This window comes from Allostella sp. (genome assembly GCF_041913585.1).
Classification (GTDB): Bacteria; Pseudomonadota; Alphaproteobacteria; order ATCC43930; family Allostellaceae; genus Allostella.
The window spans coordinates 1-22,370 of record NZ_JAYSFE010000025.1; the positions used below are offsets into that span (position 1 = coordinate 1).

23 protein-coding genes and 1 tRNA gene are annotated in these 22,370 nt (G+C 72.6%); 10 read left to right on the forward strand and 14 right to left on the reverse strand.

Features of this window, described 5'->3' with window-relative positions; all coding sequences use genetic code 11:
* The 3 genes from ACE3Q3_RS06960 to ACE3Q3_RS06970 all read right to left on the reverse strand — a co-directional run.
* Positions 1-461: S49 family peptidase (locus ACE3Q3_RS06960; protein ID WP_374443895.1), on the reverse strand; the 461-nt coding region annotated here is incomplete at its 3' end.
* 24 nt (positions 462-485) lie between these two features.
* A complete protein-coding gene (locus tag ACE3Q3_RS06965) occupies positions 486-1,283 on the reverse strand; it encodes a tRNA1(Val) (adenine(37)-N6)-methyltransferase (protein WP_374443897.1) in 798 nt (265 codons plus the stop codon).
* Positions 1,284-1,323: 40 nt separating this feature from the next.
* On the reverse strand, positions 1,324-1,542 hold the full coding sequence (locus tag ACE3Q3_RS06970) for a DUF2007 domain-containing protein (protein ID WP_374443899.1): 219 nt from the start codon (positions 1,540-1,542) through the stop codon (positions 1,324-1,326).
* 189 nt (positions 1,543-1,731) lie between these two features.
* Here ACE3Q3_RS06970 and ACE3Q3_RS06975 point away from each other — a divergent pair, with 189 nt between their 5' ends.
* The 3 genes from ACE3Q3_RS06975 to ACE3Q3_RS06985 all read left to right on the forward strand — a co-directional run bounded on the left by ACE3Q3_RS06975 (position 1,732) and on the right by ACE3Q3_RS06985 (position 3,953).
* On the forward strand, positions 1,732-2,742 hold the full coding sequence (locus ACE3Q3_RS06975; RefSeq protein ID WP_374443901.1) for a polyprenyl synthetase family protein: 1,011 nt from the start codon (positions 1,732-1,734) through the stop codon (positions 2,740-2,742).
* A 64-nt stretch (positions 2,743-2,806) separates the two neighbouring features.
* Positions 2,807-2,883 (forward strand) — tRNA-Pro (locus ACE3Q3_RS06980).
* 71 nt (positions 2,884-2,954) lie between these two features.
* Positions 2,955-3,953 carry a 2-hydroxyacid dehydrogenase gene (locus tag ACE3Q3_RS06985; protein WP_374443903.1) on the forward strand — a complete coding sequence of 333 codons (999 nt, stop codon included), beginning with the start codon at positions 2,955-2,957 and terminating at the stop codon, positions 3,951-3,953.
* A 6-nt stretch (positions 3,954-3,959) separates the two neighbouring features.
* Here ACE3Q3_RS06985 and ACE3Q3_RS06990 read toward each other — a convergent pair whose 3' ends face one another.
* Positions 3,960-4,820: a DUF1194 domain-containing protein gene (locus tag ACE3Q3_RS06990; RefSeq protein ID WP_374443905.1), complete on the reverse strand. Its 861-nt coding sequence runs from the start codon at positions 4,818-4,820 to the stop codon at positions 3,960-3,962.
* A gap of 126 nt (positions 4,821-4,946) precedes the next feature.
* Here ACE3Q3_RS06990 and ACE3Q3_RS06995 point away from each other — a divergent pair, with 126 nt between their 5' ends.
* Both ACE3Q3_RS06995 and ACE3Q3_RS07000 read left to right on the forward strand, forming a co-directional pair.
* The gene (locus ACE3Q3_RS06995) at positions 4,947-5,195 is read left to right on the forward strand and encodes a hypothetical protein (protein WP_374443907.1); all 249 of its coding nucleotides are present in this window, start codon (positions 4,947-4,949) and stop codon (positions 5,193-5,195) included.
* A 32-nt stretch (positions 5,196-5,227) separates the two neighbouring features.
* Positions 5,228-5,971, forward strand: a complete 744-nt coding sequence (locus ACE3Q3_RS07000; protein WP_374443909.1) for an enoyl-CoA hydratase/isomerase family protein — start codon at positions 5,228-5,230, stop codon at positions 5,969-5,971.
* On the opposite strand, the gene aat is transcribed toward ACE3Q3_RS07000, so the two are convergent.
* Genes aat through aroQ form a run of 4 tightly spaced genes read right to left on the reverse strand, consistent with a single transcriptional unit; the run spans position 5,934 to position 8,900 of the window.
* The gene (aat, locus tag ACE3Q3_RS07005) at positions 5,934-6,605 is read right to left on the reverse strand and encodes a leucyl/phenylalanyl-tRNA--protein transferase (protein ID WP_374443911.1); all 672 of its coding nucleotides are present in this window, start codon (positions 6,603-6,605) and stop codon (positions 5,934-5,936) included. The genes ACE3Q3_RS07000 and aat overlap by 38 nt on opposite strands.
* Positions 6,606-6,610: 5 nt before the next feature.
* Entirely contained in the window at positions 6,611-7,963 is a 1,353-nt protein-coding gene (gene accC / locus ACE3Q3_RS07010; RefSeq protein ID WP_374443914.1) for an acetyl-CoA carboxylase biotin carboxylase subunit, read from the reverse strand.
* 20 nt (positions 7,964-7,983) lie between these two features.
* The gene (gene accB / locus ACE3Q3_RS07015) at positions 7,984-8,445 is read right to left on the reverse strand and encodes an acetyl-CoA carboxylase biotin carboxyl carrier protein (RefSeq protein ID WP_374443916.1); all 462 of its coding nucleotides are present in this window, start codon (positions 8,443-8,445) and stop codon (positions 7,984-7,986) included.
* Positions 8,442-8,900, reverse strand: coding sequence for a type II 3-dehydroquinate dehydratase (aroQ, locus tag ACE3Q3_RS07020; RefSeq protein ID WP_374443917.1), 459 nt, complete (start codon positions 8,898-8,900; stop codon positions 8,442-8,444). Before aroQ ends, accB begins: the two co-directional genes overlap by 4 nt.
* Before the next feature lie 509 nt (positions 8,901-9,409).
* Here aroQ and ACE3Q3_RS07025 point away from each other — a divergent pair.
* Complete coding sequence (locus ACE3Q3_RS07025) at positions 9,410-10,540, forward strand: type III PLP-dependent enzyme (RefSeq protein WP_374443919.1); 1,131 nt, start codon at positions 9,410-9,412, stop codon at positions 10,538-10,540.
* 52 nt (positions 10,541-10,592) lie between these two features.
* On the forward strand, positions 10,593-11,411 hold the full coding sequence (locus ACE3Q3_RS07030) for a phytanoyl-CoA dioxygenase family protein (RefSeq protein WP_374443921.1): 819 nt from the start codon (positions 10,593-10,595) through the stop codon (positions 11,409-11,411).
* Here ACE3Q3_RS07030 and ACE3Q3_RS07035 read toward each other — a convergent pair.
* The 3 genes from ACE3Q3_RS07035 to ACE3Q3_RS07045 form a co-directional block, all read right to left on the reverse strand.
* Positions 11,408-12,262: an EamA family transporter gene (locus tag ACE3Q3_RS07035; RefSeq protein WP_374443923.1), complete on the reverse strand. Its 855-nt coding sequence runs from the start codon at positions 12,260-12,262 to the stop codon at positions 11,408-11,410. The two genes, ACE3Q3_RS07030 and ACE3Q3_RS07035, sit on opposite strands and share 4 nt — an antisense overlap.
* An 88-nt stretch (positions 12,263-12,350) precedes the next feature.
* Positions 12,351-13,088 carry a DsbA family protein gene (locus ACE3Q3_RS07040; RefSeq protein ID WP_374443925.1) on the reverse strand — a complete coding sequence of 246 codons (738 nt, stop codon included), beginning with the start codon at positions 13,086-13,088 and terminating at the stop codon, positions 12,351-12,353.
* Positions 13,089-13,168: 80 nt separating this feature from the next.
* Positions 13,169-14,554 carry a M48 family metalloprotease gene (locus tag ACE3Q3_RS07045; protein WP_374443928.1) on the reverse strand — a complete coding sequence of 462 codons (1,386 nt, stop codon included), beginning with the start codon at positions 14,552-14,554 and terminating at the stop codon, positions 13,169-13,171.
* A gap of 21 nt (positions 14,555-14,575) precedes the next feature.
* Between ACE3Q3_RS07045 and ACE3Q3_RS07050 the strand changes: the two genes are divergently transcribed.
* Complete coding sequence (locus ACE3Q3_RS07050; protein ID WP_374443930.1) at positions 14,576-16,009, forward strand: gamma-glutamyltransferase; 1,434 nt, start codon at positions 14,576-14,578, stop codon at positions 16,007-16,009.
* A gap of 2 nt (positions 16,010-16,011) precedes the next feature.
* Positions 16,012-17,157, forward strand: a complete 1,146-nt coding sequence (locus ACE3Q3_RS07055; RefSeq protein ID WP_374443931.1) for a pyridoxal phosphate-dependent aminotransferase — start codon at positions 16,012-16,014, stop codon at positions 17,155-17,157.
* A gap of 43 nt (positions 17,158-17,200) precedes the next feature.
* Here ACE3Q3_RS07055 and ACE3Q3_RS07060 read toward each other — a convergent pair whose 3' ends face one another.
* Both ACE3Q3_RS07060 and ACE3Q3_RS07065 read right to left on the reverse strand, forming a co-directional pair.
* Positions 17,201-17,851, reverse strand: a complete 651-nt coding sequence (locus ACE3Q3_RS07060; RefSeq protein WP_374443932.1) for a GPP34 family phosphoprotein — start codon at positions 17,849-17,851, stop codon at positions 17,201-17,203.
* Between the two features lie 21 nt (positions 17,852-17,872).
* The gene (locus ACE3Q3_RS07065; RefSeq protein WP_374443934.1) at positions 17,873-18,205 is read right to left on the reverse strand and encodes an STAS domain-containing protein; all 333 of its coding nucleotides are present in this window, start codon (positions 18,203-18,205) and stop codon (positions 17,873-17,875) included.
* Between the two features lie 137 nt (positions 18,206-18,342).
* Here ACE3Q3_RS07065 and ACE3Q3_RS07070 point away from each other — a divergent pair, with 137 nt between their 5' ends.
* The gene (locus tag ACE3Q3_RS07070) at positions 18,343-18,750 is read left to right on the forward strand and encodes an ATP-binding protein (protein ID WP_374443936.1); all 408 of its coding nucleotides are present in this window, start codon (positions 18,343-18,345) and stop codon (positions 18,748-18,750) included.
* Positions 18,751-18,825: 75 nt separating this feature from the next.
* Here ACE3Q3_RS07070 and ACE3Q3_RS07075 read toward each other — a convergent pair whose 3' ends face one another.
* Positions 18,826-22,068, reverse strand: coding sequence for an Rne/Rng family ribonuclease (locus ACE3Q3_RS07075; RefSeq protein ID WP_374443938.1), 3,243 nt, complete (start codon positions 22,066-22,068; stop codon positions 18,826-18,828).
* Positions 22,069-22,370 lie beyond the last annotated feature (302 nt).

A 22,370-nucleotide genomic window follows, 5' to 3' on the forward strand; every position in this document is an offset into this window, starting at 1 on the left:
CGCTCGCCGGCGGTGTGGACCCGGCGCTCGATGCCGAGGCGGCGCAGCGCGTCCTGGAAGCCGAAGCCGGCGGCGATGACGCCGATCGAGCCGACGAGGCTGGCGGGGTCGACGACGATCTCGTCGCCGGCGAGCGCCAGCCAGTAGCCGCCGGACGCCGCCACGTCCTCGACGAAGACGGTGACCGGCAGCGTCTTTGCCGCCGCGAGGTCGCGGATGCGGCGCGCGATCAGGCTCGACTGGGCGGGCGAGCCGCCCGGCGAGTTGACGACGAAGGCGACGCCCTTCGCCCCCGGCATGGCGAAGGCGCGGTCGAGCACCGGCGCCAGCGCGGCCAAGGTGAGGCCGCCCTGGCCGAGCCGGCCGCCGCGGCCGATGACGCCGTCGAGCCGCACCACCGGCACCAGCGGCGGCCGCGGCAGCCCGAGGCGCAGCGCCAGCCGATCGAAGCGCGTGCCCATCGCCCGCCCGCCGCCCCGCCGCCCCTAGAGCACCAGCGGCGCGCCGCCGCGCAGGATCGAATCCGCCTGGGCGGTATAGCCGCCGTCCGGCCGGTGCAGGGTCATGCCGGGCAGCAGCCGCAAGGGCGCGTTGCTGTCGCGCCGGGCCTGGACGATGACGCGGGACGCGGGCTTGTCCGCCCCCGGCCAGAAGGGAAGGATCGCGATGTCGCCGACCCGGCCCGAGAGCAGGGCGAGCAGCTGGTCGAGCCGGTCGGCGCGGTGGATGAAGGTGACGGTGCCGTGCTGCTTGGCCATCAGCAGGCAGAAACGCACCCAGGCGCCGAGATCGGCCTCGCCCTCGACGGTGGCGGCGGCCTTGCCGGCATGCGGGGCGGGGTCGGCGCGGCCGGCCTCGAGGTAGGGCGGATTGGCCATGACATGGGCGAAGCTGGTCGGGGCGAGGCGCGGCGGCGGCCGCTGCAGGTCGCCGATCACCAGCGAGGCGCGGTCCTCGAAGCCGTTGGCGTCGATGTTGCGGCTGGCGAGCTGGCCCAGCACCCGCTGCAGCTCGAGCCCGACGAGGCGCGCCCCCGGCACCCGCCAGGCGAGGCAGAGCAGCGCCGCGCCGACGCCGGTGCCGACGTCGAGCACCATCTCCCCCGGCTGGGCCGGCACGGCGGCCGCCAGCAGCACCGGGTCGATGGCGACGCGATAGCCCTCGCGCGGCTGGCGCAGCTTCACCCGCCCGTCGAGCAGCGTGTCGTCCGTCACCGCGATCGGCGGCTGGGCGGCGCCGGCGGGCGCGGGCTTCGCCGGCGGGGGCTTCTGGGTGTCGGTCATGCCCTACCTCTCTCGTCGTCCGGCTGCCACGGGCGGCCCCTCAGGCCGGCGGCAGCGATTCCCCGGCCTCGGCGAGCAGGCGCCGCGCGGCCGCCAGATCCCCCGCATCCACCATCAGCCGGCGCTGGATGGCGCCGATGCTGCCCTCCATCAGGCTGGCATGGCCGTCGAGCACGACCGCGCCGATGCCGGCGTCGCGGAGGAGCGCCGTCAGCCAGGACAGGCGCACGACGTCGTTGGTGCGCAGGAGTTCCACCATCGGCCCCTTTCTAGCACGGACCGGGGGGCGATCACGGATTCGTGCGCGGGGGGCGGCGGGCGGCGGGGGCGCGGCGGCGGGCGAAGTCGAGGGACGCGCCGGCCCCCGCTTGCCCGCATCGCTTGACCCTGCGGGACGGGCTTCTATGCTCCGCCCCGACCGCACCCGACCCGCAGAGAAGGAGCGCATTTGGGCCTCGCCGCCACCGCCGCACCGGGCAGGACGCCCTCCCTGGAGCCGCTGACGCGCCTCGTCGGCGACGATCTCGCGCGGGTGAACCAGCGCATCGTCGACCACATGCACAGCCCGGTCGCGCTCATCCCGCAACTCGCGGGGCACATCGTCGCGGCGGGCGGCAAGCGCCTCCGGCCGATGCTGACGCTGGCCGCGGCCCAGCTCTGCGGCTACCGGGGCGACCGGCACGTCGCGCTCGCGGCCTGCGTCGAGTTCATCCACACCGCCACCCTGCTGCACGACGACGTCGTCGACGAGAGCGACCTGCGGCGCGGCATCGCGACCGCCAACGCCGTCTGGGGCAACAAGGCGAGCGTGCTGGTCGGCGACTTCCTCTTCAGCCGCGCCTTCCAGCTCATGGTGGCGGACGGTTCGCTCGAGGTGCTGCGCATCCTCTCGCACGCGTCGGCCGTCATCGCCGAGGGCGAGGTGCTGCAGCTGGTGACGGCGAACGACACCGCCACCAGCGAGGCGACCTATCTCGAGGTCATCCGCTCCAAGACCGCCCAGCTCTTCGCGGCCGCCTGCCGCATCGGCCCGGTCGTCGCCGACCGGCCGGCCGAGGAGGCCGACGCGATGGAGGCGTTCGGCCTCGACCTCGGCATCGCCTTCCAGCTCGTCGACGACATGCTCGACTATTCCGCCCGCCAGGCCGAGCTCGGCAAGACCGTCGGCGACGATTTCCGCGACGGCAAGATCACGCTGCCGATCGTGCTCGCCTTCGCCCGCGGCGACGAGGCCGAGCGCGCCTTCTGGCGCCGCACCATGGAGGACCAGGAGCAGGGCCCGGACGACCTCGCCGAGGCCCAGGCGCTCTTGCGGAAGCACGGCGCGCTCGAGGAGACGATGGAGCGCGCGCGCCGCTACGGCGAGGCGGCGCGCGGCCAGCTGGCCCGTTTCCCGGCCTCGCCCATCCGCGACGCCCTCGACGAGGTGGTCGCCTTCTGCATCGCCCGCGGTTTCTGAGCCGGAACCCCTTCCTTTGCCTTGCGGGGGCGCGGCCGAGGGGCTATAAGCCGCCTCCGCCGGTCGGAGTGTAGCTCAGCCTGGTAGAGCACTGCTTTCGGGAGGCAGGGGCCGGAGGTTCGAATCCTCTCACTCCGACCAGCGTATCGCCCCTTCCCCGCTCTACCCCCTCTCCTCGTTCCATCCTTCCCGTCGTTCCCAGGAGGCCCTGAATGGCCGAGGACCCCTCGCGTCTAAACCCGGCGCGTCCGAAGGTGCTCTATTTCATCCAGGGCAATGCCGCGCTCTACGACCTCGTGCGCGAGGCGACGCCGGACGCCTACGAGCTGGTGACGCTGGAGACGGGCAGCGAGGAGGAGCGGCTGGCCAAGCTGGCCGACGCCGAGGTGGTGATCGTCGGCGGCCACCGCCTGTCGCGCGCCCATGTCGCCGCCGCGCCGCGGCTCCGCCTCGTCCACCACCAGGGGGTGGGCTACCACGACACCTGCGACGTCGACGCGCTGCGCGAGCGGCAGATCGCGCTGGCGCTGGCGCCGGGCGGCACCGCCGTCGGCGTCTCCGAGCACGCGGTCATGATGATGCTGGCGGTGTGCAAGCGCCTTCCCTTCCTCGATGCCGAGCTGCGCCGCGGCGTCTGGCACGCCAACGACCTGCGCGCCGAGTCGCGCCAGCTCCACGGCATGACGGTCGGCATCGTCGGCCTCGGCCGCATCGGCAAGGAGGTGGCGCGCCACCTCCAGGGCTTCGGGGTGACGCTCGTCTATACCGACATCCTGGAGATGCCGGAGGCGATCGAGCGCGAGCTGAAGGTGCGCCGGGTGACGTTCGAGGAACTGCTCGCCGTCTCCGACCTGGTGACGCTGCACCTGCCGCTGACCGAGCAGTCCTTCCACATGCTGAACCGGGCGACGATCGCGCGGATGAAGCCCGGCGCCATCCTCGTCAACTGCGCCCGCGGGCCGATCGTCGAGGAGGCGGCGCTGGTCGAGGCGCTGGAGTCGGGCCACCTCGCCGGCGCCGGGCTCGACACCTACGAGATCGAGCCGCCGCCGCACCCGACCCCCTTCGCCCGCTTCCACAACGTCGTCCTGACCCCGCACAACGCCCCCGGCACGCGCGACGCCATGCGCATGAAGATGGACGACATCTTCGGCAACGTCCGCCGCTTCTATGCGCGCGAGCCCCTGCTCGACCGCGTGCCGCTGGGCTAGCGACCCTCAGTCGCGCATCCCGCTGCGGCCGCGCAGGTACTGCTGCAGCTGGCGCTCGCCGACGTCGCAGCCCTGGGCATAGGCGACGGGGCGCAGGCTGGCCGGCACGGGACGGACGGCATCGGGCCGCGCCGGATCGGGCCGCGCCGGATCGGGCCGGGCGGCGATCTCCAGGATCAGCTTGCGCTTGACCGCGGCGGCGAAGGTCTCGAAGCCCTGGGCGACCACCATGAAGGCGCCGGGGCCGCCGATGACGCAGCCGTCGTAGTAGGCGTCGAGGTCGTCGAGGTTGGGGAAGTTGGCGGCGTTCGGGCGCTCGTTCAGGATCGGCAGGCCGTTGATGGTGATGCCCTGCGCCACCGCGTGGTCGCGGACCGCCGAGACCTCGGGCCCGTCGTTGTTGGGGCCGTCGCCCGAGACGTCGATCACCCGGCGCTCGCCGCGGTAGCCGGCGGCGCCGAAGAGCGGCAGGGCGAACTGGATGGCGCCGCTGATCGAGGTGCTGACGCCGGTCGCGATCGGCGCCGCGGCGATGCGCGCGGCGAACGCCTCGGCCGAGGCGCGGTCGTGGACGAGGTGCCATTCCGCGACCAGCCGGCGGTGGCGGTAGCCCGCCCACTCGACATAGGTGACGGCGATGCGGCCGTGCAGCCCGCCGCGGACGGCGTCGATCACCTGCTGGTCGGTCAGGGCCGCGACATAGCCGTCGCGCTGGAGCTTCGCCTCGTCGCGGTCGATCGAGCCCGAGACGTCGACCGCCAGCACGAGCTCGAGGTCGACCGGCTGGACCGCCGCGGCCGGCGATGCCGCGGCCGCCGCCATCAGGACCGCGGCCAGGAGCCGCGCCGGAACGAGGTTTCCGATCACGGGAACCGACCTTACATCGGACGGGCGCCGCGGCAACCCCGCGGCGTCGGGCGACTTGCACCGGAAGCGCACCTCGTCCATGCCTGTCCCCCGCTCGGGACTACGACGAAGAAGGGAACCCCGCCCATGCACCGCCTGCTGCTGCCGGTCATCCTGCTCGCCCTCCTCGCCATCGCCGGCATGGCCGCCGGTGCGATCTGGAGCGGGATGGGGGACATCACGCTCGGCCTGCATGGCTGGATCGCGCTCGGGCTCGGGGTCTTCTTCTCGCTCCTGATCGGCGGCGGGCTGATGGCGCTCGTCTTCTTCTCCAGCCGCCGCGGCTACGACGACAAGGCCGTGCCGCGGCGCGACGACATGCCGGACCGGCACTGACGCCGGCCGAACGGGACCATCCGGGGGGAACCATGAGCGATCCGAACGCCGTCCTCTACGAATCGCGCAACCGCGTCGCCGTCATCACCATCAACCGGCCGGCCAAGGCGAACGCGCTCAACGCCGATGTCGCCCTCGGGCTGGCGGCGGCGTGGCGGCGCTTCAACGCCGGCGAGGACCGCGTCGCGATCGTCACCGGCGCCGGCGAGAAGGCCTTTTCGGGCGGCGCCGACCTCGACGCGCCGCCCGAACTGCGGCGCTTCATGCCGGGGGTCGGCATCGCCGTCGAGAAGCCGGTGATCGCCGCCGTCTCCGGCTGGTGCGTCGGCGGCGCCTGCGTGCTGGTCCAGATGTGCGACCTCTGCATCGCCAGCGAGACGGCGCGCTTCTCCTACCCCGAGGCGAAGCTGGGCTTCACCGGCGGCCTCATCACCGCGCTCGCCGCCCGCATCCCGCACAAGGTGGCGATGGAATTCATCCTGATGGGCGAGCCGATGACGGCCCAGCGCGCCTACGAGGTCGGCTTCGTCAACAAGGTGGTGCCGGCCGGCCAGCACCTGGCCGAGGCCGAGGAATGGGCCGGGCGGCTCGCCGGCATGGCGCCGATGGTGCTGGCGACGCTGAAGCGCTTCGTCGGCCGCACCCTGCCCAAGGGTCCGTCCGAGCAGGCCGGCATCGCCATGGCCGACATCGAGGCGGTGTGGGGCAGCGACGACTATCGCGAGGGGCTGGCCGCCTTCAAGGGCAAGCGGGCGCCCGACTATCACGGGCTGTAGGACCCGCCGCCCACGCCAGCGCCTCGGCGTCCGTCATCGCGCGCGGCAGTTCGGCCGGCACGGCGACGGCGCGGGCGAGCATCCGGCGGTACTGGGCGCGCGGCACCTCGATGGTGCCGAAGCCGGCCAGGTGGTCGGTCACGAACTGGGTGTCGAGGAGGCGGAAGCCGCCCTTGCGCAGGCGCGCGACCAGGTGGACCAGCGCCACCTTGCTGGCGTCGGTGACGCGGGTGAACATGCTCTCGCCGAAGAAGGCGGCGCCGAGATGGACGCCGTAGAGGCCGCCGACCAGCCGCCCGTCCTGGCGGCATTCGACGCTGTGGGCGTGGCCCATGGCGAAGAGGCGGCCGTAGAGGTCCCGGATCTGGGCGTTGATCCAGGTGTTGGGACGGCCGGGCACCGGCTCCGCACAGCCCGCGAGCACGCCCGCGAAGTCGGTGTCGACGGTCACCGTGAAGGGATTGTTGCGGATGCGGCGGGCGAGCCGCTTCGGCAGGTGGAACCCGTCCAGCGGCAGGATGCCGCGCAGTTCCGGATCGACCCAGAAGAGTTCCGGATCGTCGGCCGTCTCGGCCATCGGGAAGATGCCGACGGCGTAGGCGCGGAGCAGGATCTCGGGCGTCAGCCCGGACATGGCCCTCAGCCGGGGCTGCGCTCGGAGGCCATGAACCGCTCCAGCCAGTGCACGTCGTAGTGCCCGTCGAGGAAGTCGCGGTTGCCGAGCAGGCGGCGATGCAGTGGCAGGTTGGTCTCGATGCCGCCGATCACGTACTCGCCGATCGCCCGGCGCAGGCGCATCAGGCACTCGTTGCGGGTCGAGCCGTAGACGATCAGCTTGGCGACCAGGCTGTCGTAGTTGGACGGCACGACATAGCCGGAATAGAGGTGCGAATCGACGCGCACGCCGGGCCCGCCCGGCGCGTGGTACTCGACGATGCGGCCGGGCGACGGCAGAAAGGTCTCGGGATGCTCGGCATTCACCCGGCACTCGATGGCGTGCCCGGCGAGCCGCACCTGATCCTGGCCATAGCCGAGCAGGCCGCCCGCCGCCACCCGGATCTGCTCGCGCACCAGGTCGATGCCGGTTACCATCTCGCTGATCGGATGCTCGACCTGGAGGCGGGTGTTCATCTCGATGAAGTAGAAGCGGCCCTCCTCGTAGAGGAACTCGACCGTGCCGACGCCGCGATAGCCGATCTCGCGCATCGCGTCGGTGACGGTGCGCCCGATCTCCTCGCGCTGGGCGGCGTTGAGGGCCGGCGACAGCGCCTCCTCCAGGATCTTCTGGTGGTTGCGCTGGATCGAGCAGTCGCGCTCGCCGAGATGGACGACGCCGCCGGCGCCGTCCGCCAGCACCTGCACCTCGATGTGGCGCGGCCGCGTCAGGTACTTCTCGAGATAGACGGCGTCGTTGCTGAAGAAGGCCTTGGCCTCGCTGCGCGCGACCGAGTAGGCGCCGCGGAGCTGGTCCGGGTCGCGGGCGACGCGCATGCCGCGGCCGCCGCCGCCGCCCGCCGCCTTGACCAGCACCGGGTAGCCGATGCGCTGGGCCGCCTCCAGCGCCGCCTCGATGGTGGCGACCGCGCCGTCCGAATCGGGCACGGTCGGCAGGCCGAGGCGGCGGGCGGCGGTCTTGGCCTGGACCTTGTCGCCCATCAGACGGATGTGCTCGGGCGTCGGGCCGATGAAGGTGAAGCCGTGCTCCTCGACCATCGCCGCGAAATCGGCGTTCTCGGCGAGGAAGCCCAGGCCCGGATGGATGGCGTCGGCGTTGGTGATGGTGGCGGCGGTCAGGATCGCCGGCACGTTGAGGTAGCTCTCGCGCGCCGAGGCGGGGCCGATGCAGACCGCCTCGTCGGCGAGGCGGACATGCATCGAATCGGCGTCGGCGGTCGAATGCACCGCCACCGTCTGGATGCCCATCTCGCGGCAGGCGCGCAGGATGCGCAGCGCGATCTCGCCGCGGTTGGCGATCAGGATCTTCTCGAACATGGGCGGGGCCGGTCCCGCCGTCAGTCGAGGACGATCAGCGGCTGCCCGAACTCGACGGGCGCCCCGTCCTCGACCAGGACGACGCGGACGGCGCCGGCCCGCGGCGCGGTGATCGGGTTCATCACCTTCATCGCCTCGACGATCATCAGCGTCTGGCCGGCCGAGACCCGGTCGCCGGGCTGGACGAAGGGCGCGGCGTTGGGCTGCGGTGCCAGGTAGACGGTGCCGACCATCGGCGACTTGACCGCGCCCGGATCGTCGGCGGGCGACACCGCGATGGCAACGGCCGGGGCCGCCGCGGGCGCGACCGGCGCCGCGGCGGCGGCCGGGGCCGCCATCACCTGGGTCGCCGGGGCGCGGGCGATGCGGATCCGGGCCTCGCCCGACTGCGCCTCGATCTCGGTCAGCCCGGTCTCGTCGAGCAGCCGCGCCAGCGTGCGGACCAGTTCCTCGTCGACCACGAGGGGGCGCCGGGCGGTCATTCGTCCTCCTTGGCGGCGTCGAGGATCGCCGCCAGCCCCTCGATCGCCAGGATGTAGCTGTTGGTGCCGAAGCCGCAGATGACGCCGACCGCCACGTCCGAAATGTAGGAATGGTGGCGGAAGGGCTCGCGCTTGAAGACGTTGGAGAGATGGACCTCGATCACCGGCAGGTCGGCGCTGCGCAGCGCGTCGTGGATGGCGACCGAGGTATGGGTGTAGGCGCCGGCGTTGATGACGATGCCGGCGGCGCTGCCGCGCGCCTCCTGGATCCAGTCGATGAGCTGGCCCTCGTGGTTCGACTGCCGGAAGTCGACCGTGCAGCCGAGCATCGCCGCCCGCTCCTGGCAGGCCTCCTCGACGTCGCCCAGCGTGGCGCTGCCGTAGAGGGCGGGCTCGCGCACGCCGAGAAGGTTGAGGTTGGGGCCGTTGAGGACGAGGATCGTCGGCTCGGTCACGTCGGGGTCCGCTCTGATGGGGCCGCCCTTATAGCATGGGGAATCGGCCTCGCAACGCGGGGTGCCGGCAAGCGGAAAATCCGTCGCCGGAAACGCAGAATCCGCTTTTCATTCCGCGCGCTTGCCTTATATACGCGCCCTGCGCAATCGCACGTGCCCCTGGCTGTTCCAGGACAAGCAACGACGTTAGGCGTACTTCCCCCGTCAGCCTGCTGGGCGGCGGTCAGTCAAGAGGAGGTAGCAATGTTCGCTGTTTGCCGAGGAGCGGCGTCGCGTTACCTCGCGTCGTCCGACATTCTCTCCCCCGTGACCTTCCGTCGGGCGACCCGCGTCGTCACGCTGCACGAATATGTCCTCCCGTCGAGTATGACCGCGTCGCGGATCTGATACCGCGCGCGCTCCGGGCCCGCATGCGGCGGGTCCTCTTCGTACCGCACATCGTCTGACTTCGCTTCGACTCCCCTCTTCCGGGAGGGGCAGACGTCGTATTCGGCTGGGAGGCCGTTTCGATGACCGAGAAGATTCGCCGTTTCCTGCGCGACCAGCAGCCCGCCACGCCCTGCCTCGTCGTCGACCTCGACGTCGTCGCCGAGAACTACGACCGCCTGCACCGGCTGCTGCCGCGGGCCGAGATCTACTACGCCGTCAAGGCGAATCCGGCGTTGCCCGTGGTCAAGCTGCTGGCCGAGCGCGGCTCCTGCTTCGACACCGCCAGCATCCATGAGATCGACCTCTGCCTCGCGGCTGGCGCGCCGGCCGAGCGCCTGTCGTTCGGCAACACGATCAAGAAGCAGTCGGACATCGCCGCCGCCTTCCGCCGCGGCGTCGACCTCTTCGCCTTCGACAGCCAGGCCGAGCTCGAGAAGCTGGCCGTGGCCGCCCCCGGCGCGCGCGTCTTCTGCCGCGTGCTGATGGATTGCGCCGGCGCCGAGTGGCCGCTGAACCGCAAGTTCGGCTGCGAGCTGGAGATGGCGCGCGACCTGATGATCCGGGCGCGCGAGCTCGGCCTCGACCCCTACGGCCTGTCGTTCCATGTCGGCTCGCAGCAGACCGACCTCGCGCAGTGGGACCTCGCCATCGGCCGCACGCTGATGGTGTTCTCCCAGCTCAACGAGGCCGGGATCGAGCTGCGCATGCTGAACCTGGGCGGCGGCTTCCCGGCGCACTACCGCCGCGACGTGCCGGCGCTGGAGGCCTATGCCGACGCCATCAACGGTGCCGTCGAGCGCCATTTCGGCAACCGCATGCCGCGCCTCATCATCGAGCCCGGCCGCGGCATGACGGGCGACGCCGGGGTGATCCAGACCGAGGTCGTGCTGATCTCCGAGAAGGGCTACCAGGACAAGCGCCGCTGGGTCTTCCTCGACATCGGCAAGTTCGGCGGCCTCGCCGAGACCATGGACGAATCGATCCAGTACCGCATCCGCACGCCCCACGATGGCGGCGAGACGGCGCCCGTGGTGCTCGCCGGCCCGACCTGCGACAGCGCCGACGTGCTCTACGACAAGGCGGACTACAAGCTGCCGACGGCGCTGCAGATCGGCGACAAGATCGAGATCCACGCCACCGGCGCCTACACCACCAGCTACTCGGCGGTCGGCTTCAACGGCTTCCCGCCGCTCTCCGAGCACTACATCTGAGCCGCAGCCGGGCGGTCCTTCCCTTTCGGCACCGGAAGGACCGCCCGCCGCCATGAACCGCGCCCCGCTCCGGCCGGTGACGGCCGACGACATCGCCGCCTACGACCGGGACGGCATCGTCTGCCTGCGCGGCATGTTCGATGCGGACTGGATCGACCGCATGGGCGCGGCCGTCGACGAAGCGATGGCCCGGCCCGGACCCCATGCCGAGGAATACACCCCGCCCGGCGGCGCCGGCCGCTTCTTCGGCGACCTCGACCTCTGGCAGCGCCACGCGGCGTTCCGCCGCTTCGTCTTCGCTTCGCCGGCGGCCGAGATCGCCGGCCGTCTCATGGGGGCGACCCGGGTCAACTTCCTCTACGACCAGCTTCTGGTGAAGGAGCCGGGCACGGCCGAGCGCACCCCCTGGCACCAGGACCAGCCCTACTGGGCGGTCGACGGCTGGCAGGTCTGCTCGATCTGGCTGCCGTTCGACCCGATCCCGGCGGCCGCCTGCGTCGAATATGTCGCCGGGTCCCACCGCTGGAACCGGCAGTTCAATCCGCAGCACTTCTCCGACGGCAGCCCCTATGCCGGCACCGGCCTGCCGCCGCTGCCCGACATCGAGGCCGACCGCGACCATTACGACATCCGGCGCTTCGACCTCATGCCGGGCGACTGCCTCGTCTTCCAGGCGCTGATCGTTCATGGCGCGCCGGGCAACCGGCTCCCCGGCCGCCGGCGCGCGCTCGCGACCCGCTGGACCGGCGACGACGCCACCTTTGCGCGCCGGCCGGGCGAGGTCGCGATCCCGACCAGCGACCCCGGCCTCGCCCACGGCGCGGCCATGGACTGCGATCTCTTTCCGCGGGTGTGGGAGCGCCCGGCCTAGCCCGGCCCGATATTCATCAGGATCTGACCCGCCACGACCAGGAGGGCGGCGGCGATGCGCCAGCGGCCCATGCCCTCGCCCAGCAGCAGCGTGCCGATCAGGGCGGCGAACAGGACCGAGGTCTCGCGCAGGGCGGCGACCAGCGCCATCGGCGCGACGCTCATCGCCCAGATGGCGATGCCGTAGCTGGCGAGCGCCACCATGCCGCCCCCGGCCCCGCGCTTCCACGCCCCGCTCGCCAGGTAGGCGCGCACCGCCTCCGGCCGGGAGAGCCAGGCGTAGACCGGAATGACCGGGATCTGGGCGGCGAAGAGCCAGGCGGTGTAGCCGAGCGCGTCGCCGGAGAGGCGCGCGCCCATGCCGTCGGAGACCGTGTAGCCGGCGATGGTGGCGCCGGTGAAGAGCGCCCACAGCGTCCCCCGCCGCCCGACGCCGAACGAGCCCGGCTCCAGCGCCAGGCCGACGATGCCGACCGAGACCAGGACGAGGCCCGCCGCCTGCACCAGCGTCAGGTGCTCGCCGACGAGCCGTCCCGCGACGAGTGCGACCAGGAGCGGGCCGCAGCCCCGGGCGATCGGGTAGACGCGGCTGAGGTCGCCGTGGGAATAGGCGCCGACGAGCCCGGCCACGTAGAAGATGTGGATGACGATCGACAGGGCGAGCCACGGCCAGGCCGCCGCCGCCGGCACCGGCACGAAGGGCACCGCCAGGAGCCCCGCGATGCCGCTCGAGAGGAAGACGGCGGCCAGCGCGATCAGGCGGTCGTCGCCCGCCTTGACCATCGCGTTCCAGCCGGCATGAAGAAAGGCGCCCACCAGCACCAGGGCGCCCACTGCCAGATCCAACGTCATGGGCGGCGACGCTACCCGCCGCCGCCCGTGCCGTCACCGAACCGTCATCGTTCCGCCATCGATCGCCGGCCGCCGTGGCCGGCGTCCCTCACCCTTTGCGCGCCTTGTCCACCAGGGCCTTGAGCGAGCCGGGGTCGACGGCACCCGGCACGAGATCGTCGCCGACGATGAAGGCCGGCGTGCCGCGGATGCCGATGCGCTCGGCCAGCGCGCGATTGGCGGCGATCGTCTGTTCGACCGCAGGGTTGTCCATGTCGCGCTTCAGGCGCTCGACGTCGAGGCCGGTCTGGCGGGCGACGGTCATCACCGCCTCCTCGCCCAGCTGCCCGCGATAGGCCATCAGCGCATGGTGGAACGGCAGGTACTTGTCCTGCTTCATCGCCGCCAGCGCCGCCCGCGAGGCGTAGACGGAGTCGCGCCCGAGGATCGGGAACTCCTTGTAGACGACGCGGACGTTGCGGTCCTGCTTCAGGACCTGCTCGACGATCGGCTTCACCTGCTTGCAGTAGGGGCAGCGATAGTCGAAGAACTCGACGATCGTCACGTCGCCCTTGGGATTGCCGCCGACCGGGTCGGCCGGGTTCTGGGTCAGTTCCCGGCGCTCGGCGACGATCGTGTCGCGGGCCCGGGCAAGCTGGTTCGCCTGCTGCTTCTCCTCGGCCGCCTGCAGGACCTCGATCAGGAACTCGGGATTGCGCTTCAGGTAGTCGCGCAGCACCGCCTCGACCTCCTGGCGCTGCTGCGGCGACAGGGACTGCGCGTCGGCCGCCGGCGAAGCGGCCGCGACGAAGGCGGCCAGCGCGAGCGGCAGAAGAAGACGAAGCATCGGTCGAGGACTCCTTGGATACGGTCCCGCACCATAACGGTCGGGGCCGCGGGGTGCGGTGAAATCCGCGTGAGCGGCGGTCAGTCGTCGTCGCGGCGGTCGCGGCCGGCATCGCGGTCGCGCTTGATGCCGCGACGGGCCTCGTCGCGCAGGTCCTCCGCCCGCAGCCATCCGGGCGACCCACGCGGCAGGACGCCGAGCGCGCGCGTCGCCTGCTGCAGGGCGGTGCGGTGGTTGCCGGCGGCCGCGGCCTGCTCGGAAAGCGACAGCGCCGCCATGCCGATATTGCCCTCCCGCCCGTAGGCGATGGCGAGCAGGCGCCAGAACGAAGGGTTGCGCGTCTCGTGCCGGACCGCCTCGTTGAGGAGGGCACGCGCCTCGGTCGCCGCCGGCACGGTGTTGTACTCGAGCAGCACCTGGGCCAGTCCGTAGCGCAGCAGCGGCTCGCCGGGCGCCAGCCGCAGCGCCTCGCGGTAGGGCGCCTCGGCCTCGGCGACCCGGCCATTCTCGAACAGGACCTGCCCCTTCAGTTCGTGGAACCAGGGGTCGGCGGGAAACTCCGCGATCAGCGCATCGATCCCGGCGCGGGCCCGGGGCAGGTCAGGCACCCGGTAGTGGGCGATGGCGCGGGCGTAGCGCGCCGGCAGGCTGCGATCGGTGTCCGGATACTGGCGCAGGGTCTGCGACGGCGGCAGCAGGAAGCCGCGCAGCTTGGCGATCATGCGGGCATGGCGCGCCATCAGCTCCGGCGAATCCCCGGCGTCGCTGTGCCGCGACCGGGCGACGTGGGCGCGCACCGCATCGATGCGCTCGCGGGTCAGCGGATGGCTGCGCAGGTAGGGGTCCTGGCGCACCGCCGTCAGCAGTTCCTGGTTCTCCAGGAGCTCGAAGAACTCCAGCATCCCGCGCGAGGACTGACCGGTGCGGTCGAGATAGGACATGCCGGCCTGGTCGGCCGCCGATTCCTGGCCGCGGTTGTAGTAGAGGAGGTTGCGCTCGGCGAGCGAGGTGCCGCCGACGATGGCGGCGCCGGCGGCCTTGCCGTCGCCGGCGAGCGCCGCCGCGGCGATGCCCAGCAGCATCGAGACGATCGCCGCCGTGGTCGCGGTGCTGAGGGCGTCCTGGAGGCGCGCCAGGTGGCCGCCCGCGATGTGCCCGGTCTCGTGCGCGATGACGCCCGAGAGCTGGTTCGGGTTGCGCGCCCGCATGATGAGGCCGGTATTGAGGAACAGCCGCTGGCCGCCGGCCACGAACGCGTTGATGCGCGTGTCGTTGACGAGGTAGACCTGGACCGCGTCCGGGTCGAGGCCGGCGACCGCGAAGAGCGGTGCGGCATAGGCCCGGATCGTCGCCTCGATCTCCGCGTCGCGGATGAGCGAGACCCGATTCTGTGCCACCGCCGGCTCGACGGCCAGCAGGCACGCGATCAGCCCGGCCAGCAGCCGGCGGACGAGCGAGCGCGACATCAGGTAGAGGACTCCGGCACCATGATCCTAGCTAAGGCCGGCCACCCCGAGCGTCAATCCGGGGCCCCGCATCCGATCCCGCGGCCGGGCGCGGGCGTCCGCCGGCGTCCGGGGCGTCGCCGGGCCGTCACCTTCGCGCTGCTTTGCGGCGGCATCTGGGCGCTCGCCGGCTGCGGCGGCAAGAGCAACGAGCCGATCGGCACCGCGGCCCCGGTCGCCGGCTATTTCGGCTCGGTGGCCGCCGACGAGCCGCGCGCGACGCTGGCCGGGCGCGACGTCCTCGCCAACAACGGCAGCGCCGTCGACGCCGCCGTCGCCACCGCCTTCACGCTCGCCGTCACGCTGCCCTCGCGCGCCGGACTCGGCGGCGGCGGCGCCTGCCTCGTCCACGACCAGCGGGCCAAGAAGACCGAGGCGATCCTCTTTCCGGCCACGGCGGCGACGCTCGACGGCCGGCTGCCCGCGGGCGTGCCGACGATGGCGCGCGGCCTCTACGCCATGCATGCGCGCTACGGCCGGCTGCGCTGGGAACAGGCGCTCGCCGCCGCCGAGGGCTTCGCCCGCTTCGGCCATCCGGTCAGCCGCGCGCTCGCCCGCGACCTCGCCAACGACGGCGAACGGCTGGCCGGCGATCCCGAACTGTCCGCCATCCTTCTCGGTCCCGGCCGGGCGCCGCTCGCCGAGGGCACCAGCCTCTCCCAGGTCGCGCTCGCGGCCGCGCTCACCCGCATCCGCACCGCCGGGCCCGGCGACTTCCATGTCGGGCAGTCGGCGCGCGAATTCGCGGCCGCGGCCCGCGCCGCCGGTGCGGCCATCACCGCCGAGGACATGCGCGCCGCGATCCCGGCGTGGGCGGCGCCGGCCGAGATGGGCTTCGCCCAGGAACGGCTCTACCTGCTGCCGGACCCCTTCTCCGGCGGTGCCGCGACCGCCGGCCTGTGGCGGCGGCTGGCCGAGGGCCGCGACCGCTGGCGCAGCGGCGCGGCCGCCGCACCCGCCCCGCTCGCCGTCGCATCCGGGCTCGACCGCGCCTCGACCGGGTTCGTCGTCACCGACCGCGAGGGATCGGCCGTCGCCTGCGTCCTCACCATGGGCCAGCCGTTCGGCCTCGGTCGCTCGGCGCGCGGCACCGGCATCCTGCTGGCCCCGCCGGCGGACGCCGCCAATACCGGCACCGTCTCGGCGGCGCTGCTGGTCAACACCAACGTCAACGAGTTCTTCCTGGCGGTGGCCGGCGGCGGCGGCGTCGACGCACCGGCGGCGACGGCAGCCGTCATGGCGGCGACCCTGGTCGGCCAGCAGACGCTCGACCGAGCCTACGCCGGCCTCGATGCCGGGCAGCCGGCGCGGGTCAACATCGTCTCCTGCCCGGCCGGCGCGCCGCGCAAGTCCGAGACCTGCGCCACCCGCACCGATCCGCGCGGGCACGGGCTCGCCGCCTACCCCGGCCAGTAGCGATGGCGCTCAAGGTCGCCGGGCGGGGACGGATCCCGCCCTTCATCGTCATGGACGTCGTGCGTGCCGCCGAGGCGCGGGCCGCCGCCGGCCACGACGTGCTGCACATGGAGATCGGCCAGCCCAGCACGCCCGCCCCGCGCGGCGTGCTGGCGGCGGCGCAGGCGGCACTGGCGAGCGACGTCCTCGGCTATACCGGCGCCCTCGGCCTGGAGGCGCTGCGCGCCCGTCTCGCCGACTGGTACCGGCTGCGCTACGGCATCGCGGTTCCGGTGGAGCGCATCGCGCTGACGCCGGGGTCGTCCGGTGCCTTCGTGCTGGCCTTCCTCGCCGCCTTCGAGCCGGGCGACCGGGTGGCGCTCGCCACCCCCTGCTATCCCGCCTACCGCAACATCCTGACCGCGCTCGGCATCGAGACGGTGCTGGTGCCGGCCGAGGCGGAGCACGGCTTCCAGCCGACGCCGGCGCTGCTGGAGCGGGCCGGGCCGCTCGACGGGGTCGTAGTCGCCAGCCCGGCCAACCCGACCGGCACCATGCTGGGGGCGGACGACCTGGCCCGCCTCCACGGCTGGTGCCGCGCGGCCGGCGTGCGGCTCGTGTCCGACGAGATCTACCACGGGATCACCTACGGCCCGGCCGCGGTCAGCGCGCTCGGCTTCGGCGACGATGCCATCGTCGTCAACAGCTTCTCGAAATACTTCTCGATGACCGGCTGGCGCCTCGGCTGGATGATCGTCCCGCCCGACATGGTGCGGGCGGTCGAGTGCCTGGCCCAGAACCTCTTCATCTCGCCGCCGACGCTGTCCCAGCACGCCGCCATGGCGGCCTTCGACTGCGTCCCGGAACTGGAGGAGAACGTCGCCCGCTACGCCCGCAACCGGGCGCTGCTGCTGGCGGAACTGCCGAAGGCGGGATTCGACCGGCTCGCCCCGGCGGACGGTGCCTTCTACATCTATGCCGACGTCGCCCATCTCACCAACGACAGCAGCGCCTTCAGCCGGCGGATGCTGGAGGAGGTCGGCGTGGCGGTGACGCCCGGCGTCGACTTCGACCCGGAGCGGGGCAGCCGCAGTCTGCGATTTTCGTTCGCCGGCGCGACCGAGAGCATGGCCGAGGCGGCACGCCGGCTGGTCGCCTGGCGAAAATAGCCCGGGCGGAACGGGGACCCGCCGGAGCGGGTCCCCCTTACGGTCACCAGGCCATCGTCGAGGCGACGGCGATGCTCTCCTGGATGTCGCGCACGACCTGGGTCATCGCCTGCCCCACGAGGTCCATCTTGCGGAGCTGGGCGATGCGGTCGGCCGCCTTCTCCTGCTCGGCCTCGGTCAGGACGAGGTCCCACAGCCCGGACGCCTCGACGAGACAGACCAGGACGACGTCGCGCGGGTCGGGGATTTCGGTGCCGAGCACGAGCTCGCGCAGCCGCGCCTTGACCTCGCGCTGCTCGCGATCGTCGATCACCGGGTAGCGGCGGGTGTGGAACACCCACAGGAACCGCCCTTCCTCCTTGCGGAGGATGCCGCGGCTGACGAGCCGGGCCAGCGCCTTCTCGCGGAGGTCGTCGGCGTCGCGCGCCACCTCCTCGACCCAGGCGCTGCTGTTGCGCCCGTCCTTCGCCGCCGACAGGCTCGCCAGCGTCGTGTCCAGCAGCGGGTCGCCGGTCGGCGTCTTGTCGACGACGCGGAGTTCCTGCAGGTCGCTGTCGATGCGGTCGTGCATGGCGAGGTCCATCAGGACCGCGCCCGCGATCACCCCGTTCATCGCCGAGCGGGGCAGGTCCACCAGCCGACCGTCCTGGTCGTCCAGCATGAGCAGGAGAATCTCTTCAACGAAGGTCAGCATCGTCGTGCTCCTCGGACGGGATCAGACGGCCGCCTGGGCCGCCGCACGGTCCGGATGAATCGCGAAGATCCGATCGAAGCCGCCGACTTCCAGCACCTCGCGCACGTTCGGCTTGAGTGCGGCGAGCGCGATCTTGCCCTTCGCGCCCTCGACACGCTTGGCGACGACGAGGAGCGTCCGGAGTCCGGCACTGCTGATATAGTCGAGCTGTGACAGATCGAGCACCAGCCGGGTGTGCCCCCGGTCGATGATCCCGATCAGCGAATCCTCGACCAGCTTGGCCGAGCTGATGTCGAGTCGGCCGTTCGGCGTGACGATGACGACGCCGTTTTGGCTTTCCTGCTGCAGGTTCATTGGCAATGATCCCCCTGTCGCGGCGGCCTTCCGCCCCGCAACCCCCTAGAAGCGTGCCGCACCACTATACCGGCAGTGGACGGCCCGCGGAAGCGGATGCGCCGGTGCTCCCGGCGCTTCCGGAAGATGAGGCACGAATGCCCGCACGCACGATCCAGATCGGCCGCTCCCTCCAGGACCTCCAGCCGATCGCCGAGTTCGTCGAGACCTTCTGCGCCGACGAAGGGGTGCCAGACGGCGCCGCCTTCCATCTCGCGCTGGTGATCGAGGAGGCGGCGAGCAACGTCATCCGCCACGGCTACGCCGCCGGTGGGCGCGCCGGCAGCGTCTCCCTGGAACGCCGCGGCGACGCGGTGACGGTCGAGATCGTCGACGACGGTCCGCCCTTCGACCCGCTGGCGGTCGCCCCGCCCGACGTCGACGCGCCCCTGATGGAGCGCGACATCGGCGGCCTCGGGGTCGAGATGATGCGGAAGATGACCGATCGGCAGTCCTACCGCCGCGACGGCGACCGCAACCGCCTGACGCTGGTCAAGCGCGTCTAGACGGGGGTTGACCGCCCGCCGGTTCCCCGGCGGGCGGGTCCATCATCGCGCCTCAGCGCGTTTCGGCATCGCGCCTCAGCGCGTTTCGACGAGGCGCTGCCACCAGCCCTTGCGCGGCGGGCGCGGCGGCTCGGCGGGCGCGGCCTCGGTGGCCGGCGGCGCCGGTTCCGCGGCGGGCGGAATCGCCTCGACCGGCCGGGGTTGGGCCTCCGCTGCCGGCGCCTCGTGGGGCGGCACCAGCGGCAGGGCGATCGCCGGGGGTTCGGCGGTGGCCGGTTCGGCCGCCCTGGACTCGACGGGTTGCGGTTCGACGGGCTTCGGTTCGACGGGCTGCGGTTCGGCTGCCGCGATCGTCTCCGCCGCTTCCGGTGCCGGCTCGCGCTCGGGCGCCACGACGGCGTCCGCCGCGGGCACGGCCTCGGGCCTGGACTCGGGCGCGGACGGCGGCGGCACCGCCGGCTCCTCCGGGGCCGCCGGGCGGCGGAGAGCCTCCTCGGCGCGGGCCTCCATCGCCTCGAACAGCGCCTCCACCGCATCGCGGGGATTGGACGGCAGCACGACGGGTGGCCGGACCGGTGCCGGTGCCGGCGGCTCGACCGCCTCGCCCTCGACGTCCGGAGCGGCATCGACCTGCCCCTCGTCCTCGCGCCGGGTCCGCCGACGGCCGCCGCGGCGGCCGCGGCGCCGGCGCCGGCGCGCCTGCTGGTCCTCGTCGTCGCCGGCGGCCTCGGCCGTATCCTCGGCGCCGTCCTCCTCGTCCTCGCCCTCCTCGGCAGCCGGCGCAGGCTCGCCCTCGGCCTGGGCCGCTGCGGGGACCGTCGCGTCCTCGTCGGCGGCCGGCGGCGGCGCCTCGCCCGGCGTGCGCTCGTCGCGACGGCGACGGCGGCGGCGGCGGCGGCGGCCACCCTCCTCGTCCGCCGACTCGGCATCCCGTTCGCCGGCCGGTTCGCCGGCGGCCGCCTCGGCCGCCTCGACCTCGGCCTCCTCCTCCAGCGCCTCGTCCTCGACCTCGTCGAGATCGTCCTCCTCGGGCACGATCGGCGGCGGCGCCGGCAGGGGCGGCGCCTCGCTCGCCGCGCGCACCCGCAGCCGCTCCAGCCGGTAGTCCGGCGGGATCAGCGCGTCGTCGCGGTCGATGAAGACCTCGAAGGCGTAGCGGCGCTCGATGTCCGACAGCGCGGCGCGCTTCTGGTTCAGGATGTAGAGCGCGACCGGCGTCGGCACCGTGACCCGGATTTCGGCGCTGCGCCGGCGCAGCCCTTCCTCCTCGATGGCGCGGAGCACGTGCAGCGCCGTCGATTCGGTCGAGCGGATATGGCCGGTGCCGCCGCAGTGCGGGCAGGGCTGGGTCGAGGTTTCGAAGATGCTGGGGCGCAGGCGCTGGCGCGACAGCTCCAGCAGGCCGAACGGGCTGATCCGGCCGATCTGGATGCGGGCGCGATCGGCCTTCATCGCCTCCTTCAGCCGCCGCTCGACGGCATGCTGGTTGCGCCCCTCCTCCATGTCGATGAAGTCGATGACGATGAGGCCGGCGAGGTCGCGCAGGCGGAGCTGACGGGCGATCTCGTCCGCCGCCTCGAGGTTGGTGCGGTACGCCGTCTCCTCGATGTTGCGCTCGCGGGTCGAACGGCCGGAGTTGACGTCGATCGCGACCAGCGCCTCGGTCGGGTTGATGACGATGTAGCCGCCCGACTTGAGCTGCACGACCGGGCTGTGGATGGCGTCGATCTGCTGGTCGATCTGGAAGCGGTTGAAGAGCGGAATGCCGGGATCGCGATAGGGCTGCACGCGCTTGGCGTGGCTCGGCATCAGCATCCGCATGAAGTCCTTGGCCTCGCGATAGGCGTCCTCGCCCTCGACCAGGATCTCCTCGATGTCGCGCGAATAGAGATCGCGGATGGCGCGCTTGATGAGCTTGCCTTCCTCGTAGACCAGCGCCGGCGCGGTCGACTGCATGGTCAGTTCGCGGATCTCGTCCCAGAGCCGCAGCAGATACTCGAGATCGCGCTTGATCTCGGCCCGGCTGCGCTCGCTGCCGGCCGTGCGGACGATGACCGACATGCCGTCCGGAAGCTGCATCTCCTCGATCAGGGACTTCAGGCGGCGACGGTCGACGGGATTGACGATCTTGCGCGAGACGCCGCCGCCCGAGCGGCCGGCATTGGGCATCAGCACGCAGTAGCGGCCGGCGAGCGACAGGAAGGTGGTCAGCGCCGCGCCCTTGTTGCCGCGCTCCTCCTTCGTCACCTGCACCAGCAGGATCTGCCGGCGCTTCACGACCTCCTGGATCTTGTACTGGCGGGTGCTCCGCTGCCGGCGGCGGCGCACGTCCTCGAGCTCGTCGCCGCCCAGCGTCTCGATGGCCGCAGCCGCCTCCGAGCGCTCGGCCTCCTCCTCGGCGGTCGGCATCGGCGCCGGCTCGCCCTGCTCGTCGCCGCTTTCGGCGCCGGAATCCTCGTCCGCGGCATAGGCGGCCGCATCCGTCGGCTCCGTCCGGTCGTCGTCCGCCCGGCCGTAGGACGTGCCGGCGTCGTATGCCGGCTCCGCCTCGACGTCCCGGGGCTCGCCCGCCGCCGGCACGGCATCCCAGGCCGGAACGGCTTCGCTCGGCTCGGCGGCCTCGGATGCCGCGTCGCCGTCCGGCGTCGCCGCCGGGGGCGTGTCGGCGCCCGCTTCGCCGGCCGGCGGCGAGCGCAGGGCGGGAACGTGCAGACCCTCCGCCGTGGCCATCGCCGGCGGCGGCCGCGTGCCGCCCTCGACCGACGACGCCTCGTCCTCGGTCGGCGCGCCGTCTCCGGCGGGCGCGTCGTCGCCCGCACCGCGGGCACTCTCCGCCGCCTCGGCGGACATCGCTTCGTCGCGCTCGTCGGCCGGACGGTGATCCCAACCGGCATCGTCCGCCGGTTCGGCCGCCGGCGGCTCGCCGGCGCCCGCGGCACGCGGTGCGGCGCCCTCGTCACGGCGCTCGCCGCGCCGCGGCCGGCGCTGGCGCCGCCGCGGCTCGGCTTCGAACTCGTCGTCCTCGTCGTCCTCGGCGGCCTGCTCGGCGAGCAGCGCCTCGCGGTCGGCGACCGGGATCCGGTAATAGTCGGGATGGATCTCGCTGAAGGCGAGGAAGCCGTGCCGGTTGCCGCCGTACTCGACGAAGGCAGCCTGCAGCGACGGCTCTACCCGGGTGACCTTCGCGAGATAGATGTTCCCCTTGACCTGTTTCTTGGTGGACGTCTCGAAATCGAACTCTTCCAGACGGCTACCAGAGAGGATGACCACCCGTGTTTCTTCGGGATGGGTGGCATCGATGAGCATGCGCTTGGCCATACGGCGTGGACTCCGCGCAGCGCTCCCGCTGGTCCGCGCGAATGACGGACCCCGGGGCGCCGAGATTGTCGAAGCTGAATCTGCCGGGGGCCACGACGCCCGACGACGTGCGGATGCAGGTCATGGCGGGGCTCCCTTTCTGGCAGGCCGGCCGGACTCTTCGGTCGGCGGCTTCTGGGTTTCGGACGGTCATCGCAGCGATCCTCGGTCCCCGTTGCGGTCGCCGCCGGCCAGGGCCGGGAGAGGAACGCCGTCACGGGGACGCCTAGCCGGGTCGGAACCCAGGCAATCGGCGGACTGCG

Coding starts and splice junctions, on each gene's coding strand:
- ACE3Q3_RS06965 (WP_374443897.1), bottom strand. CDS start 1,283: ATGACCGACACCCAGAAGCCCCCGCCGGCGAAGCCCGCGCCCGCCGGC.
- ACE3Q3_RS06970 (WP_374443899.1), bottom strand. CDS start 1,542: ATGGTGGAACTCCTGCGCACCAACGACGTCGTGCGCCTGTCCTGGCTG.
- ACE3Q3_RS06985 (WP_374443903.1), top strand. CDS start 2,955: ATGGCCGAGGACCCCTCGCGTCTAAACCCGGCGCGTCCGAAGGTGCTC.
- ACE3Q3_RS06995 (WP_374443907.1), top strand. CDS start 4,947: ATGCACCGCCTGCTGCTGCCGGTCATCCTGCTCGCCCTCCTCGCCATC.
- ACE3Q3_RS07000 (WP_374443909.1), top strand. CDS start 5,228: ATGAGCGATCCGAACGCCGTCCTCTACGAATCGCGCAACCGCGTCGCC.
- aat (WP_374443911.1), bottom strand. CDS start 6,605: ATGTCCGGGCTGACGCCCGAGATCCTGCTCCGCGCCTACGCCGTCGGC.
- accC (WP_374443914.1), bottom strand. CDS start 7,963: ATGTTCGAGAAGATCCTGATCGCCAACCGCGGCGAGATCGCGCTGCGC.
- accB (WP_374443916.1), bottom strand. CDS start 8,445: ATGACCGCCCGGCGCCCCCTCGTGGTCGACGAGGAACTGGTCCGCACG.
- ACE3Q3_RS07025 (WP_374443919.1), top strand. CDS start 9,410: ATGACCGAGAAGATTCGCCGTTTCCTGCGCGACCAGCAGCCCGCCACG.
- ACE3Q3_RS07030 (WP_374443921.1), top strand. CDS start 10,593: ATGAACCGCGCCCCGCTCCGGCCGGTGACGGCCGACGACATCGCCGCC.
- ACE3Q3_RS07035 (WP_374443923.1), bottom strand. CDS start 12,262: ATGACGTTGGATCTGGCAGTGGGCGCCCTGGTGCTGGTGGGCGCCTTT.
- ACE3Q3_RS07040 (WP_374443925.1), bottom strand. CDS start 13,088: ATGCTTCGTCTTCTTCTGCCGCTCGCGCTGGCCGCCTTCGTCGCGGCC.
- ACE3Q3_RS07045 (WP_374443928.1), bottom strand. CDS start 14,554: ATGTCGCGCTCGCTCGTCCGCCGGCTGCTGGCCGGGCTGATCGCGTGC.
- ACE3Q3_RS07050 (WP_374443930.1), top strand. CDS start 14,576: ATGATCCTAGCTAAGGCCGGCCACCCCGAGCGTCAATCCGGGGCCCCG.
- ACE3Q3_RS07055 (WP_374443931.1), top strand. CDS start 16,012: ATGGCGCTCAAGGTCGCCGGGCGGGGACGGATCCCGCCCTTCATCGTC.
- ACE3Q3_RS07060 (WP_374443932.1), bottom strand. CDS start 17,851: ATGCTGACCTTCGTTGAAGAGATTCTCCTGCTCATGCTGGACGACCAG.
- ACE3Q3_RS07065 (WP_374443934.1), bottom strand. CDS start 18,205: ATGAACCTGCAGCAGGAAAGCCAAAACGGCGTCGTCATCGTCACGCCG.
- ACE3Q3_RS07070 (WP_374443936.1), top strand. CDS start 18,343: ATGCCCGCACGCACGATCCAGATCGGCCGCTCCCTCCAGGACCTCCAG.
- ACE3Q3_RS07075 (WP_374443938.1), bottom strand. CDS start 22,068: ATGGCCAAGCGCATGCTCATCGATGCCACCCATCCCGAAGAAACACGG.